The 13,890-nt window shown below is 67.9% G+C and carries 9 protein-coding genes; 7 read left to right on the forward strand and 2 right to left on the reverse strand.

The window, feature by feature from the left end:
* Nucleotides 1-2 precede the first annotated feature (2 nt).
* Nucleotides 3-524, forward strand: coding sequence for a hypothetical protein (locus V9K97_RS18645; RefSeq protein ID WP_258504267.1), 522 nt, complete (start codon nucleotides 3-5; stop codon nucleotides 522-524).
* A 20-nt stretch (nucleotides 525-544) separates the two neighbouring features.
* Here the strand turns inward: V9K97_RS18645 and V9K97_RS18650 are convergent, their stop codons facing one another.
* Nucleotides 545-2,428 carry an ABC transporter ATP-binding protein gene (locus tag V9K97_RS18650; RefSeq protein WP_337319899.1) on the reverse strand — a complete coding sequence of 628 codons (1,884 nt, stop codon included), beginning with the start codon at nucleotides 2,426-2,428 and terminating at the stop codon, nucleotides 545-547.
* Nucleotides 2,317-6,198 (reverse strand): FAD-dependent oxidoreductase, encoded by a 3,882-nt coding sequence (locus tag V9K97_RS18655; RefSeq protein ID WP_337319901.1) that lies wholly within the window; start codon nucleotides 6,196-6,198, stop codon nucleotides 2,317-2,319. Before V9K97_RS18655 ends, V9K97_RS18650 begins: the two co-directional genes overlap by 112 nt.
* A gap of 326 nt (nucleotides 6,199-6,524) precedes the next feature.
* Here V9K97_RS18655 and V9K97_RS18660 point away from each other — a divergent pair, with 326 nt between their 5' ends.
* From V9K97_RS18660 to V9K97_RS18685, 6 genes are all read left to right on the forward strand, one after another.
* Nucleotides 6,525-8,240 carry a RecQ family ATP-dependent DNA helicase gene (locus V9K97_RS18660; RefSeq protein ID WP_337319903.1) on the forward strand — a complete coding sequence of 572 codons (1,716 nt, stop codon included), beginning with the start codon at nucleotides 6,525-6,527 and terminating at the stop codon, nucleotides 8,238-8,240.
* Between the two features lie 10 nt (nucleotides 8,241-8,250).
* Entirely contained in the window at nucleotides 8,251-9,576 is a 1,326-nt protein-coding gene (locus V9K97_RS18665) for a lytic murein transglycosylase (RefSeq protein WP_337319905.1), read from the forward strand.
* A 130-nt stretch (nucleotides 9,577-9,706) separates the two neighbouring features.
* Entirely contained in the window at nucleotides 9,707-10,960 is a 1,254-nt protein-coding gene (locus tag V9K97_RS18670) for a putative Na+/H+ antiporter (protein WP_337319907.1), read from the forward strand.
* Nucleotides 10,961-11,035: 75 nt separating this feature from the next.
* Nucleotides 11,036-12,700 carry an alpha/beta fold hydrolase gene (locus V9K97_RS18675; protein WP_443303671.1) on the forward strand — a complete coding sequence of 555 codons (1,665 nt, stop codon included), beginning with the start codon at nucleotides 11,036-11,038 and terminating at the stop codon, nucleotides 12,698-12,700.
* Between the two features lie 36 nt (nucleotides 12,701-12,736).
* Nucleotides 12,737-13,324: a helix-turn-helix domain-containing protein gene (locus V9K97_RS18680; protein WP_337319909.1), complete on the forward strand. Its 588-nt coding sequence runs from the start codon at nucleotides 12,737-12,739 to the stop codon at nucleotides 13,322-13,324.
* A 13-nt stretch (nucleotides 13,325-13,337) separates the two neighbouring features.
* Nucleotides 13,338-13,871 (forward strand): GNAT family N-acetyltransferase, encoded by a 534-nt coding sequence (locus V9K97_RS18685; protein ID WP_337319911.1) that lies wholly within the window; start codon nucleotides 13,338-13,340, stop codon nucleotides 13,869-13,871.
* Nucleotides 13,872-13,890 lie beyond the last annotated feature (19 nt).

A 13,890-nucleotide genomic window follows, 5' to 3' on the forward strand; every position in this document is an offset into this window, starting at 1 on the left:
CAATGAACATGCCAGATCCTTCGAACACCCGTTCGCCGTCGCCCAGCCATGCGCACATCATCGGCTGGGGTGCCGACCTCGACCCCGCCATGCGCCCGGCCTACCCCAAGGAGCGCACGCCGCCGCGGCTGCCACACCCGGTGGAGCCGCCGGAGCAGCAGCACTCGCATGCGGAGGTGCTTCACTCGACCGAGCGCCCCGGCATCACGCCCATCTTCGGGAGCACCTTGCCGCCTTCGGGCCTGAGCGGCCGCTTGCGGCGCGTGGCGTTCCGGCATTCGGAAAACGACCTCCGGCACTGGCTCATGCTGCTGCTGGCCGACCGGGTGCAGATGGGCGAGGGCCTGATCGAGGACATCTCGCGCGGGCACGTACCGAACGTGTATGCCGAGATGGGCGGCCGCGCCGAGCTCAGGCACAACCCGATGGGCGCCGCGCGCAAGGCCGCCATCGGCGTGGCGGTGCTGGCGCTCGTAGCCATGGCGTTCAAGGGGCGCAGGCGGACTCGCCGGCTGCGGGGCTAGGCGGCTGCTTCAGGAGGCAATCAGGGCGTTTCCTGCCCCTCGGCCTGCAGCCTCCAGAGTTCGGCGTACACGCCGCCGAGCGCGATGAGTTCGTCCGGCGTGCCGTCTTCGACGACGCTGCCATTGACCAGCACGATGATCCGGTCGAAGTTGGCCACGGTCGAGAGCCTGTGCGCCACGGCCACCACCGTGCGGCCGTGCATCAGCCGCCCCAGCGCCGCCTGTATTTCCGCTTCGGAGCGGCTGTCGAGCGCCGAGGTGGCCTCGTCCAGCAGCAGCACTGGCGCATTCTTCAGCATGGCCCGCGCAATGCTGATGCGCTGCCGCTGGCCGCCTGAGAGGCGCGCGCCGCGTTCACCCACGATGGTGTCGTAGCCGTGCGGCAGGGCGCGTATGAAGTCGTCGCACAAGGCATGGCGCGCGGCGGCCACCACCTGCGCATTGGTTGCATCGGGGTTTCCGTAGCGCAGGTTTTCCATCACGCTGCGGTGAAAGAGCGACACATCCTGCGGAACCACGCCGATCGCGTCGCGCAGGCTGTCTTGCCGCACCTGTGAAATGTCGACGCCGTCGACCATGATGCGGCCGTAGGTCGGGTCCATGATGCGTCCGATCAGCCGGATGAAGGTCGACTTGCCTGCGCCCGAAGGCCCCACCACGCCGAGCCGCTGCCCCGCCGGAATGACGAGGTCCAGATGCTCGAAGACCGGCCGCTCGTCGTTGTAGGCAAAGCCCACGTCGTCGAAGACGATGGTGCCGGCGCGGGGCAGGAAGGGCGGCGCATGCGGCTTGTCCGAAACCTCGTGCGGCACCGTCACCACGTGCAGCATTTCGGCAATCACGCCGAAGTGCTGCGAAGCATCGACCAGCGACAGCGCAAGCTCCCGCGAGCCGTGCAGGATGCGAAAGGTCAGCGCACTGATCAGCACCACGTCGCCCGCCATGTTCTCGCCCGCGCGCCAGGCCTCCACGGCCCAGATCAGCATCGAGCCCGCCATGAGCCACATGCACACGTCGTGGAAGGCGCGGGCCTTTTCCAGAAAAAGCCAGCTGCGGCGCTGGGCCTGCGCCTCGAGGCCGAAGGCTTCGCGCAGCCGCCGGTACTCGCGCTCGCGCGCCGAGAAGGCCATGACGGTGAAGATGTTGGAGACCACGTCCACCAGCTCGCCGCCCACCTGCGACGCCTTTTCGGCAAACGCCTGCTGCAGGGGCCGCACGCGGAGCCCGAAGAAATACATGAAACCCGCCACCACCGCCACAAAGGCGATCAGCGTGAGCGCCATTCGGATGTCGATGGTGCAGAGCACCACCACCGCACCCAGAAAGTCGACGCAGGGTGGCAGGATCTTCCAGATGAGCGTGCCAAAAATGGCACCGGTGGCGCCGGCCGTTACCGTGATGCGGTTGCCGAGCGACCCCGCGAGATGGCGCGAGAAATATTCGAGCGAATGGCCCGAGAGATGGCGGAACAGGTCGAGCCGCACGTCCACGCCCGTGCGCACCACGGTCAGGCAGCCGAGCCAGCCGCTCAGCCGCCAGAAGGCGCTTTCGGCGCCGATCAGCACGATGAACAGGCCGAGCCACTGCCACACCGCGCGCGAGGTGCGGTCTTCGCTGGCCATCGTGTCGACGATCAGCTTCATGCCGTACTGCACGCCCACCGAGCATGCGGCGGCGGCAACGATCAGCGCGAGCAACGCGCCGAAGACCCCCCGCCGGCGCTGAACGTAGTGCCACAGGAAAGCGATGGGCCGGCCCGGCAGCGGGGAGGTGCCGGTTGTGGCCGCGGCGTTCAGGCTGCCACCGCCACGGCCGGTGGCGCCGGGTTGGCATTCAGGCCGAGCGCCGCTTCCGCCGCCTTGCGCCCGGCCACGAAGGCGTGGTCGGAGTTGTAGTACTCCCATTCGCTGTAGCGGCCCGCCAGCAGGATGTCGGCTTCGGCCAGCCAGTTGCGAATGGCTTGCACATGCGCCGCGCGCGCATGGTCGTACACCACGTAGGCACAAGGCATGTCGACTTCGTTCGCGGCAAGAAGCTGGTCGTCGGGCCGCAGCAGCCCCACGCGCACGCAGTCGTCGAAGCAGCGGCGCACCAGCGCGTCGCCCTCGGCCGGCAGCGGCTTCAGCGGCGAATAGGTGATCTCGCAGGTCAGGCCGAAACCGCCCGGCGCGTTGCAATGCGGGCTGGCGTTGCCCTGCACGAAGATGCGGTGGAACACCGTGTCCTCGGGGTAGTAGATCCAGTGCTTGTCGGTGATGTTCTCGCGCGCCACGCCCAGGTTGACGCAGCGCACCGACACATGGCGCAGGTGGCGGGCGGCCTCGCGCACGAACGCCGGCGCCTCGGCGCCGATGGCCTCCACCAGCCGGGGCAGCGGCATGGTGCTGATCAGCGTGTTGAACGACACGGTACGGCCGTTGTCGAAAGTCACCGTCTTGCGCGAGGGCGACACGGCGGTCACCCGCGTGCCAAGCGCCAACTCTCCTTCGAGCAGCGGCAGGAAGCCGTTCATCAGCGCCTGGAAGCCGCCGCGCAGCGGGTAGCCGAAGCGCGCGTTGGGGCCGACGGGCTTGCGCACCGGTTGCAGCGCGCCCTCGATCATTTCTTCCAGGTCGGGCAGCGGCACGCGTCCGCCGAGCCAGGAGGTTTCCATCTCGCTGAGCGGCACGGCCCATAGCTTGCGGTTGTACGGAATGGCAAAGTGCTTGGCCACGCCTTCGCCCCAGACCTTGTAGATAAACTCCTCGAAGTTGCGAGGCGGTGTGGCGGGCGTTGCCGCATGCGGCATGCCTGGGGCAGGGCTCTCTAGCGCGGCGGGTGGCGCCGCCGCGCGCGAAGGGCCGGTGGGCGACACGCGCAGCTCCGGCTTGCCGATGCTGCCGAAGCGTGCCTCGATGGCGCCGATCAGGCATTCCTTGAGCACCGGCGGCGGCAGGCCGTGCAACGCCGACTGGAAGGGGTAGCGCGTATAGACCGACTTGCTGTAGATCCAGGCCTCGCGGTCCTGCCAGTGCACGTTGTCGCCGAGCAGGCGCTTGTACAAATCGAGCACGTACGGATCGTTGGAGAACATGATGTGCCCGGCGTAGTCGAAGGTGAAGCCCTTGTCTTCGACCGAGCGGCACCATCCGCCGACGGTTGCGTTCTGCTCGACCAGCAGGCTGCCGTGGCCCGCGTGCAGCGCGGCGGCCAGGCCCGTGGGGCCCGCGCCCAGGATCACGGTGGCATACGCATCGGCCATTCCGTCGGCTTGCTCATTCGCGGCCGGCGCCAGCGTGATGGGCGCGAGCGTGTTGTTGCTGCTGGTGCCATGCGCCTGCGGGGGCGCTTGCCTCGTGCGCTTCTTTTCGCCTTCCTCCGCGATCAGCGACGCCATCTCGTCCGCGGTGCGGTCCCACGAAGTGGCCCGCACGATCGCCTCGCACGCGCTGGCCTGCCGTGCCTGCTCTTCAGGGCCGCGCGCGAGCACGGCTTCGCATGCTTCGACGAAGGCTGTGCTGCCATGGGCAATGGACACCACGCCTGCATAGGGGCCGACCACGTCGTGGATCGGCGTGCTGACCACCGGGCGGCCCGCGGCCATGTATTCGAGCGTCTTGGTCGGACTGATGTAGCGCGTGGCCTCGTTCAGCGCAAAGGGCATCAGGCACACGTCCCAGCCGCCGATCAGCGCCGGCAGTTCGTCATACCCGCGCTGGCCCAGCCAGTGGATGTTGGGCCGCTGCGGCAGCGTGGCGGGGTCTATCTTCACCACCGGACCGACGGCCACGATCTGCCAGTCGGCATGCGCGTCGGCCAGCGCGGCAAGAATGTCCAGGTCGATGCGCTCGTCGATCACGCCGCAATAGCCGAGCCGCGGGCGGCCGATGCCGGCCTGGGCCTCGTGCTCCCGGTGGTCGCCGGGCGCGCGCGCAAAGTGGGGCGCGTCGACGCTGCTCGGAAAGCAATGCACGCGGGGGTGCCGCTCGCGCTTCGACTCGTACAGGCTCTGGCCTCCGGTAAACACCAGGTCGGCCGCCTGCAGCAGGGCGCTCTCGCGCTGCAAAAGCTGGCGCGGCGCGTGGCGAAATGCGGAGAGCTCGTCCATGCAGTCGTACACCACGCCGGCGGGGGACAGCCCAGCGGCCAGCGGCATGGCCATGGGCGTGTAGAACCACAGCCAGTAGTCATCGATGGCCGCTTCGCCCAGGTATTCGGCAAGCAGCTTCTGCAGCTGCGGAATGTGGTCGTCGTGAAAGCCCGGCGCACCGGCGGTGAGGTGCGGGCGCAGCACCACCACGCCTTCGCACGGCGACAGCATCTCGAGCACCGGCTGCGCCGCGCCGGGCATCGGCTCTTCGACGAACACCACGGGGAAGCGATGCGCCAGTCGCGAAAGCAGTTGCTGCGGGCGCTGGTAGACGAAGTTCCAGCGCAGGTGGGAGAAGACGATCAGGTGGGTCATGGGCTTTCCTGGAGTTGACGGCGATGAAGAAGGTGGTGCCTCGGTGCCGGCCAGCAGCGCCTGCCAGTGCTCCAGGCGGCGCGCCGACGGGCGGTGGAGGGTTCGCACGCCCGTACGTTCGTCCACGTCCCACAGGCCGCTGCGGTGCCAGGCGCGAGCGTCTTCCCAGTCAGGGCGGTCGATGAGCGGGTACAGGCAGATGCCTTGCAGCGGAACCCCGGCCGTCTTGCAGCGCATGGCCAGCGATCCCACTTCGTCGATCCACTGCGCGCGTCCGTCGCCGACGTGGCCGGTCTCGGCGATGAACACGGGGCGGCCGTAGCGCTCGCACACCTCGGCCACCATGGCCACGGGATCGCGGCGGCGCGCATCGCGCAGGTGCCAGTGGAGGCGCTCGTTGGTCGGGTGCTCCCACTGGTTGTTGTGGTAGTAGTTGAGGCCCAGAACATCCAGGTAGCGGGGTGCGCCGCCAAGGCCCGGTTCGAGCCGGCCGCAGAGCATGTCCCAGGCTTGGTATTGCGCGGCGGAAAGCGCGCGCACCTCCTCGGCCCATTCGGGCTGGTCGCCCGTGGGCACGATGTGGATGATGGGATCGGTGTGCACGATGCGCGCATCCGGGCAGGTGGCCCATAGCGCATCGCAGGCCTGCAATGCGGCACGCGCAAGGTTGCACTTGAGCTCGTAGCCGCGTTCGGGCGAGTCGGCCTGGAACGGATGGATCAGCGGCGTGCTGCTGGCGGCCCAGCTGAGGAAGGAGATCTCGTTGACGGGCTGGAAGAAAAGCGGCTCGCCATCGCTGCTGTCTTTCAAGGCACGCGCAACCTGGTCGCAGAAGCCGGCAAGGCGCGCGGGAAAGTCGCGCGAAAACATGTCCACGCCGTCCGGCACTCCGTAGTGGTGAATCGTCCAGATGACCTGCAAGCCGAACTTGCGGGCGGCCTCTGCGGTGCGTGCGAGGCGTGCCATGTCGGCGCCGGGCCCTGCCGCGGCGCTAGCGCGCCAGCCGATGCTCTCGCGAATGGTGCGAATGCCGAAGCGCGCGAGCTGGGCGTAATCCTCTTCGAGCCGCTCCCAATGACCATTGCTGCGGTTCATCAGCACCTGCTCGCCGCGGCTGTTCACATGGTCGGCACCTTCGAAGCCTCCCATCCAGAACGAGCGGAACAGTGGCTTGGCGGAGGGCGGCTGCGGCTCGCTGCGTTCTTGCGAAGGCGGTACGGCTGTGTTCAAGGTGGCTCTCTTCGTGTCGAGTGGACGCCAAGCTGGCGCGGCCCTTGTGCAGGGCAACGGCCATGCCCGCGTGTGCGCGCATCGGCCCGGCCAGAGGACCAGCGCACGTCCGCAGCATTTGCGGCAATTTGTGCCGCCATGCAGTCAGCGCGCCGCGCCGACACGCCGCGTGGGCGCGCTCTCACAAGGAGGCTGCCGCGCGGCAGGCAGATTGGCGGCCGGCCATGCAACAGAGGAGAAGCAAACTGGAGAAGACCACGCAGCAAGAAAAATCTGAAAGGCCCCGCGTCCGCAAGAAGCGGGCTGCGCCGACGGCAGAAGCCGGCGTGGACCGGGTGCTTCACGAAGTGTTTGGCCACGAGCGCCTGCGCCCCGGGCAGCGCAGCGTGATCGACAGGGTGGTCGCGGGCGAAGCGACGCTCGCCGTCATGCCCACGGGCGCCGGCAAATCGCTTTGCTACCAGGTGCCCGCGGTTCTCGCGTCCGGGCAGACGGTGGTGGTCTCGCCCTTGATCGCGCTCATGAAAGACCAGTGCGAAAAGCTCAACGCCAAGGGCGTGCGCGCCGTGCAACTGAACAGCCTGTGCGCCGCCGACGAGATCGATGCGGCCGAAGCAGCCATTGCCGACGGCTCCGCGCGCGTGATCTTCAGCACGCCGGAACGATTGGCGGACGCTGCCTTTCTGAAGCTGCTGCAGCAGCGGGCAACATCGTTGCTGGTCGTCGACGAGGCGCATTGCATCTCGCAGTGGGGGCACGACTTTCGACCCGCGTTCCTGGAGATAGGCGCGGCGGTGCGCGCCCTGCGCAAGCCGGTGGTGCTGGCGCTCACGGCCACCGCCAATGACGAGGTGGCCGAAGAGATCATGGAGAAGCTCGGCATCCCGCGCGCGGGCCTGATCGACACCGGTGCCTACAGGCCCAACCTGCACTACACCGTCGAGCCGATGATGCGGGAGGAAGACAAGCTGCAGCGTGCGCTGGCGCTGGTTGCGGGCCTCGAAGGAAGCGGCATCGTCTACACCGCCACGGTGAAGGCGGCCGAGTCGCTTGCCGCCAGTCTTGCGGATGCGGGCGAGTCGGTGGGCCTGTACCACGGCAAGCAGCGCTCGGGCGAGCGGCACGCGGCGCAAGACGCGTTCATGGCCGGCAAGCTCCGCGTGATGGTGGCCACCAATGCATTCGGCATGGGCATCGACAAGCCCGACATCCGCTTTGTGCTGCACTACCAGATGCCCTCGAGCCTGGATGCCTACTACCAGGAGTCGGGTCGCGCCGGCCGCGATGGCGAGCGCGCGGATTGCGTGCTGCTCTATCTGCGGCGCGACAAGGCCGTGCAGCAGTTCTTTCTGGCCGGCTGGTTGCCCGAGGTGCCCGAACTGCGCGCGCTGCAGCAGGCCTTGTCGAGCCCGCCTCCCGCGGCCGAAGGTTGGACGGCGGCAGAGCTCCAGCAGCGCGCGCGCCTGCCGCGCGGCAAGCTTCGCGTGTTGCTGAGCCTGCTGCGGCAAGAGGGCCTGCTGAAGCGCAACAGCGAGGGCCTGCTGCGCTGGGCAAGAAAGCAGCCGCTCGAAGACGCCGAGCTCGACGCGCTGCTGAACGGCCACCGCGAAAAGCGCGAGCAGGAGCGCGAGGCGCTGGAGCGCATGACCTTCTATGCGACCACCGGCATGTGCCGATGGCAGGTGCTTCTTTCGGGATTGGGGAGCGACGAGCTCGCGCAGCGCTGTGGTGCCTGCGACAACTGCGTGCGCCTGGCCAGGCACGAGCGGGCGCAGGCCGCGCGAGATGCGCAGGCGGAACCAGTGGCCGAAGAAGAAGCCGGCGCCACTTCGCCGCGTGTCGCCTTTGCAAAAGGCGATTCGGTGCGCGTTCCGCGCTATGGCGTCGGGTCCGTGGCAAGTGCCGATGCGGTCTCCGTCACCATCGAATTTGCGGATGGCAGCCAGCGCTGCTTCCAGCCCCAGTTCGTGCGTCCGGTGCTTGCGCGGCGGGCGAGCCGGGCGGCGCAGCGTCTGGTAACAGGCCGTGCGAGCCAGCGGTGAGAATCGATGAATGCATCAAGCAAGCAGTCTTTCCATTTCGCGCTTCAACAGGTTCGCACTCCTGGCCGCATCGGCGGCCGTTGCCGCATTGCTGGCCAGCTGCGCATCCGCTCCACCACCCGCTACCGTAAAGCCGCCCGCATCGGCAACCGGTGCCCGGCCCGCAACCGCATCTGCGACATCAGGAGCGGCTGGTGCGGAAGACCAGGCAGCCGAACAGCGGTTCGCAAAGTGGGTGGCTGATTTTCGAGCTACCGCCCGCGCGGAAGGCATTAGCGACGCCACGCTGAAGAGCGCGTTCGATCAGGTCCAGTACTTGCCGCGCGTGATCGAACTCGACCGCGCCCAGCCCGAATTCACGCGCACCGTCTGGGAGTATCTGGACAACGCCGTTACGCCGCAACGCGTGGCAACGGGGCAGGACAAGCTCCTGCAGGTTCGCGCCGAGGCCGATGCAGCCGCTGCGCGCTACGGCGTGCCGCCTGCGGTGATCGTCGCCATCTGGGGCATGGAAAGCAACTACGGCGGCAACTACGGCAATACCCCGGTCATCGACGCGTTGGCCACGCTCGGCTTCGAAGGGCGCCGCGAAGATTGGGCCAAGCGCGAGTTGCTGTCGGCATTGAAGATTCTCGACAGCGGCGACATCGCGCGCGAGCGGATGATCGGCTCCTGGGCCGGTGCCATGGGCCAGACGCAGTTCCTGCCCTCCAACTTCCTGGCCTATGCGGTGGATGCCGATGGCGACGGTCGGCGCGACATCTGGGGCAGCATGCCCGATGTGGTGGCTTCCACCGCCAACTTTCTTTCGCGCTCCGGCTGGCAGGCCGGCGTGCCCTGGGGCGTCGAGGTGCGGTTGCCGCCGGGCTTCGACTACGGCCGTGCCGATACGTCGGTGCGGCAGTCGTCCGCGCAATGGGCGGCCGAGGGGCTGCGCGCGATCGACGACCAGCCGTTGCCGGAGTTTGCCGAGGCCACGGTGCTGCTGCCGGCGGGTGCGCGCGGGCCGGCCTTTTTGATCGGGCCGAACTTTCGTGCCGTTCTGCGCTACAACAACTCGACCAACTACGCGCTCGCGGTCGGCCTTCTTGCGCAGCGCCTGGGCGGCGGGCCGGGCGTGCAGGCGGCATGGCCGCGGGACCTGCCCGCGCTCTCGCGCAGCCAGATGGTCGAGTTGCAAACCGCACTCAACCAGCGCGGCTTTGCGACCGGCGCCGCGGATGGTGTGATGGGCCCCGCCACGCGCGAGGGACTGCGCCGCTACCAGCGCAGTGTCGGCCTGCCGGCGGACGGCTATCCCAGCGCGGAGCTGCTGCAGCGCCTGCAGCAGCCATAGCCTGACCTGCAGCGATTGACGGGCTGCGGTGCATGCCCGTTAAACTGGCATCGGGTGCGAGGCTGCTTTCCATGGCGTCGCAGGTTCATGCGCTGGTCGGGCCGCCGCGCGGAGCAGTCACGCCAATCCCATGCAAGAACCCACCATCCAGTACATTGCCGCAGGCCTCTTCGCCGTCGCGCTCATCCACACCTTTGCCGCCAAGCAGTTCGAGCGGCTGTCGCACCGCTTTCCCCGCCATGCCGGCCTGTTCCACCTGCTGGGTGAGGTGGAAGTCGTCTTCGGCTTCTGGGCCATCGTGCTCGTCGTTGCCATGGCCCTGGTGGTGGGCGGCGGCCCGGCGCTCGGCTATGCGGAATCGCGCAACTACACCGAGCCGCTCTTCGTCTTCGTGGTGATGGTGGTGGCCGCTTCACGGCCCGTGCTGCGCACGGTGATGTCGGGTGTGAGCCTTGTCGCACGGGTGCTGCCGGTGCCCACGCCCATGGCATCGGCCTGGCTCGGCCTGGCGGCCGTGCCGCTGCTGGGCTCGCTCGTCACCGAGCCGGCGGCCATGACCATTGCGGCGTTGATGCTCGCACCGCAGATCTTCCGGCCGCAAGTGCCTGAGCCGGTGAAGTACCTGGCGCTGGGCGTGCTGTTCGTCAACATATCGATCGGCGGCACCCTCACGTCGTACGCCGCGCCGCCGGTGCTGATGGTCGCTTCGACATGGCAGTGGGACAGCGCATTCATGCTCGCCACCTTCGGATGGAAGGCCGCCATTGCGGTGCTGGTCAACGCAACCGTGGCCACCTTCGTGCTGCGCAAGCACCTGAATGCTGCGCCGTCGGCTGCAGAGGCCGAAGCGCCCGTGCCGCCCGCTGTGGCCCTGGTGCACCTGGCGCTGCTCGCCGGCATTGTGCTGTTCGCCCATCATCCGGTGGCGTTTCTCGGGCTCTTCCTGATGTTCCTCGGGTACACGCAAGCCTACGAACGCCACCAGAGCCCGTTGATCATCAAGGAGGCGCTGCTCGTCGGTTTCTTTCTGGCCGGGCTGGTGGTGCTGGGCGGAATGCAGCAGTGGTGGCTGGAGCCGGTGGTTTCGAGCCTGCAGCCGCTGGCGCTGTTCTTCGGCGCGCTGGGCCTCACGGCCATTACGGACAACGCGGCGCTCACCTACCTGGGCTCGTTGATCGCGAACATCTCGGACGAATCCAAGTACATGCTGGTCGCCGGTGCGGTGGCCGGCGGCGGCTTGACGGTGATTGCCAACGCGCCCAATCCGGCGGGCGTGGCGTTGCTCAAGCGCGGCTTCTCGGACGAAACTATCGGCGCCGGTGGCTTGCTGCTGGGGGCGCTCGGGCCGACGGTGGTGGCTGCCGCGGCATTCATGCTGCTGTAGCGCAACGGCCGCCCGGCGCGTGAAGATCGGCAGCGGTGTGATCGCGCCGCGCACGCAGATGAAGGAGACAAGAGCATGTTCATGCGTTGTCGCACGGGCCTGGCCGCTGGCGCGGCGTTCATGGCCTTGGCAACGGCGGGCTGCGCCCACCAGGGCGGCGCCGCTTTCACGCACGCTCGCCCTGAGCCGCCGCCCACCGATTGCCGCGCCTGGGTGGGAGTCGACCGCAATCACGAGCTGCCCGGCTACCTGCTGCCGCAGCCCGGCGGCGATACTGTTTGCGTGCCGCTCGGCGTCAACGCGCATCGGCCTCCCGCGGGGTATGCAGGCGACTACTACGTCGACGAGTTCACCGACGCACGCCTGAAGGAGCGCTGGCGTGCTTGCAAGGCTGATGCCGCCTGCTTTGCGCGCATCGACGCGCAGGTGCAGCGTTGGCTGCCACCGAACAAGGCGCCTTCGACCCGCTCGACCGGCACCGTCGATCCCTCGGGAAAGATCGATCCCGATGGCGCGGTGGACCTGCGGCAGATCCGCCGCCCGGCGTTCTTTGCGAAGGCGCCTTATGCGGAGGCCATTGCGCGGGCCGATGCCAGCACCTACATCGTCGAGTTCACCGTGCCGCGCGACACCTTCGAGCGCATCGACCTGAAGATGACCGACCCCGTCAAGCTGCGCGGCTGGTACATCGAAGGCCGCGGTGTCGATGACGGCAAGGGCGGCATCACGCGCGCGCTGGTGGTCATGGCGCCGGGCGGCGGCGGGCAGCTCACGGCGATTCAGCATCCCGACGAGAAAGCCTACCGCATCGATCCGGCCACGGGCAGGGCAGTGGACATCCGCTTTCCGAATGCCACGACCGAAACGATGGGGCAGCGCTGGTGGCGCGAGAACCTCGATGCGCTGAACCAGGCGGGCTTCGACGTGCTGGCCTACGACCGGCGCGGCGAGGGCATCTCGGGCGGGTTCAGCGACACGAACACGCTGGAGCAGGGCGAAGACGTCTTTCGCGTTCTGGCGCAGTTCGACACCGGCAACGGCCTGCGGCTTCTCACGCCTGGCGGGCGCACGCTTGCAGGCGATGAGGCCGCCGGCAAGCTGCTGGGCGGCATGAAGTCGACCCGCATTCCCATCCTTCTGGGCGGCTATTCGCGCGGCTCCATGTCGATGGCCTGGGCCATGGCCAAGAACTATTCCGGCGCATGCAGCTACGACATGCCGGTGCCCGAATGCGCCGCGCCCAAGGGGCTGGCAAACATCAAGGGCGCGATTCTGCTGGCGTCCTTTGCGAGCGGTGCGGGGTACCTGCCGTCGTCGCCCGATCTGGCCGACCGCAACCTGTTTCTCGGCGCCATGGCGGCCGAGCATCACATCCTGTTCTATCCCAACTCGGCGCCGCTCGCGGGCATGCACCAGTGGCCGGCTGCCTTCTTCGGCAAGGGCTTGTGGGACCGTGCGGAAACGCTGGAGGGCACCGTTGCGGCCTATGACCGCATTCGCGGTGCGCGCGAAATCGTGGCGGCCCGCGCGCCCCATTCGATCGAGGCCTGGCCGGAGAGCGACAGGCAATATCTGCGCGAGCGGATGGTTGCCTTTGCCAAGGTCGCGATAGCCGGCGGCACCGTCGTGCCGGGGGCAAAGCCCTGGTCGAACCTGAAAGAGCTGGTCGCGACCACGCCCGATTCATGGGAGGCTTCGTCCAAGCCCAAGGCTGCTGAGGCGGTTCGCACTTTGCCTTGACTTTGCTTCCATCATGTTGGATATTCCTCCGACATCATGGAAAACGAATCGTCCAGCCTGAATGAACGCATCGCGCAGCGCGTGCGAGACCTGCGCGCCGCGCGCGGCCTCTCTCTCGATGCGCTGGCGACGCATTGCGGCGTCAGCCGCTCGATGATCTCGCTCATCGAGCGCGGCGAAAGCAGCCCGACAGCGGTGCTGCTCGAAAAATTGGCCACCGGCCTCGGTGTTCCACTGGCCTCGTTGTTCGAGGCGCCCCAGCCCGAGGCCGGGCCGGTGTCGCGGCTGGCCGACCAGCCGCAGTGGCGCGATCCGCATTCCGGCTATGTGCGCCGCAATGTGTCGCCAGCCGGCACCTCATCGCCCATCCACATCGTCGAGGTGCTGTTTCCGCCCAAGGCCCGCGTGGCCTACGAAACCGCCGCTCGGGAACCGCAGGTGCATCAGCAGGTGTGGATGCTCGAAGGAACCATCGAAGTCACGCTCGGCGACGAACGCCACCGACTCGACGCGGGCGACTGCCTGGCGCTGGTGCTCGACCGCCCCATGAGCTACTACAACCCGACCCGCAAGATCGCGCGCTACGCCGTCGTGATCGCGACCCCGCCCTTTGCTTCAAGATGATCGTGGAGATGAGATGACAGATACGGCAACACTCGCGCCGAGCATTCGCGCTCTTACCAGCGTCAACGACGCGCACATCTGGCAGCTTGCCGATGTGCTTATCGACTGCGTGGAGGGCGGTGCATCCGTGAGCTTCATGCTGCCGCTCTCGCGCGATCGCGCACTCGCCTTCTGGCAACGCGTGGGCGAAGGCGTGGCCCGCGGCGAGCGCGCGCTGCTGGTGGCCGAAGACGCGCAAGGCATCGTCGGAACCGTGCAGCTCGTGCTCGATCAGCCGGAGAACCAGCCGCATCGCGCCGAAGTATCCAAGATGCTCGTGCACCGGCGCGCCAGGCGGCAGGGCATTGGTGCGCTGCTGATGCAGGCCGCCGAGCGGCTTGCCCGCGAACACGGCAAGACCTTGCTGGTGCTCGATACATCCAGCCCGGACGCCGAGCGGCTTTATGCCCGCCAGGGCTGGACACGGGCTGGCGTGATCCCGGGCTTTGCACTGCTGCCGGGCGGCGAGCCGTGCGATACCACTTACTTCTACCGGTCGCTGGGCTAGCGTGTCCGGTTCGGCGCGA

This window comes from Variovorax sp. CCNWLW186 (genome assembly GCF_037203865.1).
Classification (GTDB): domain Bacteria; phylum Pseudomonadota; class Gammaproteobacteria; order Burkholderiales; family Burkholderiaceae_C; genus Variovorax.

Bases quoted from the DNA above. Each gene is read 5' to 3' on its own strand.
- V9K97_RS18645 (WP_258504267.1), top strand. From the start codon at position 3: ATGAACATGCCAGATCCTTCGAACACCCGTTCGCCGTCGCCCAGCCAT.
- V9K97_RS18650 (WP_337319899.1), bottom strand. From the start codon at position 2,428: ATGGGAGTACTACAACTCCGACCACGCCTTCGTGGCCGGGCGCAAGGC.
- V9K97_RS18665 (WP_337319905.1), top strand. From the start codon at position 8,251: ATGCATCAAGCAAGCAGTCTTTCCATTTCGCGCTTCAACAGGTTCGCA.
- V9K97_RS18670 (WP_337319907.1), top strand. From the start codon at position 9,707: ATGCAAGAACCCACCATCCAGTACATTGCCGCAGGCCTCTTCGCCGTC.
- V9K97_RS18675 (WP_443303671.1), top strand. From the start codon at position 11,036: ATGTTCATGCGTTGTCGCACGGGCCTGGCCGCTGGCGCGGCGTTCATG.
- V9K97_RS18680 (WP_337319909.1), top strand. From the start codon at position 12,737: ATGGAAAACGAATCGTCCAGCCTGAATGAACGCATCGCGCAGCGCGTG.
- V9K97_RS18685 (WP_337319911.1), top strand. From the start codon at position 13,338: ATGACAGATACGGCAACACTCGCGCCGAGCATTCGCGCTCTTACCAGC.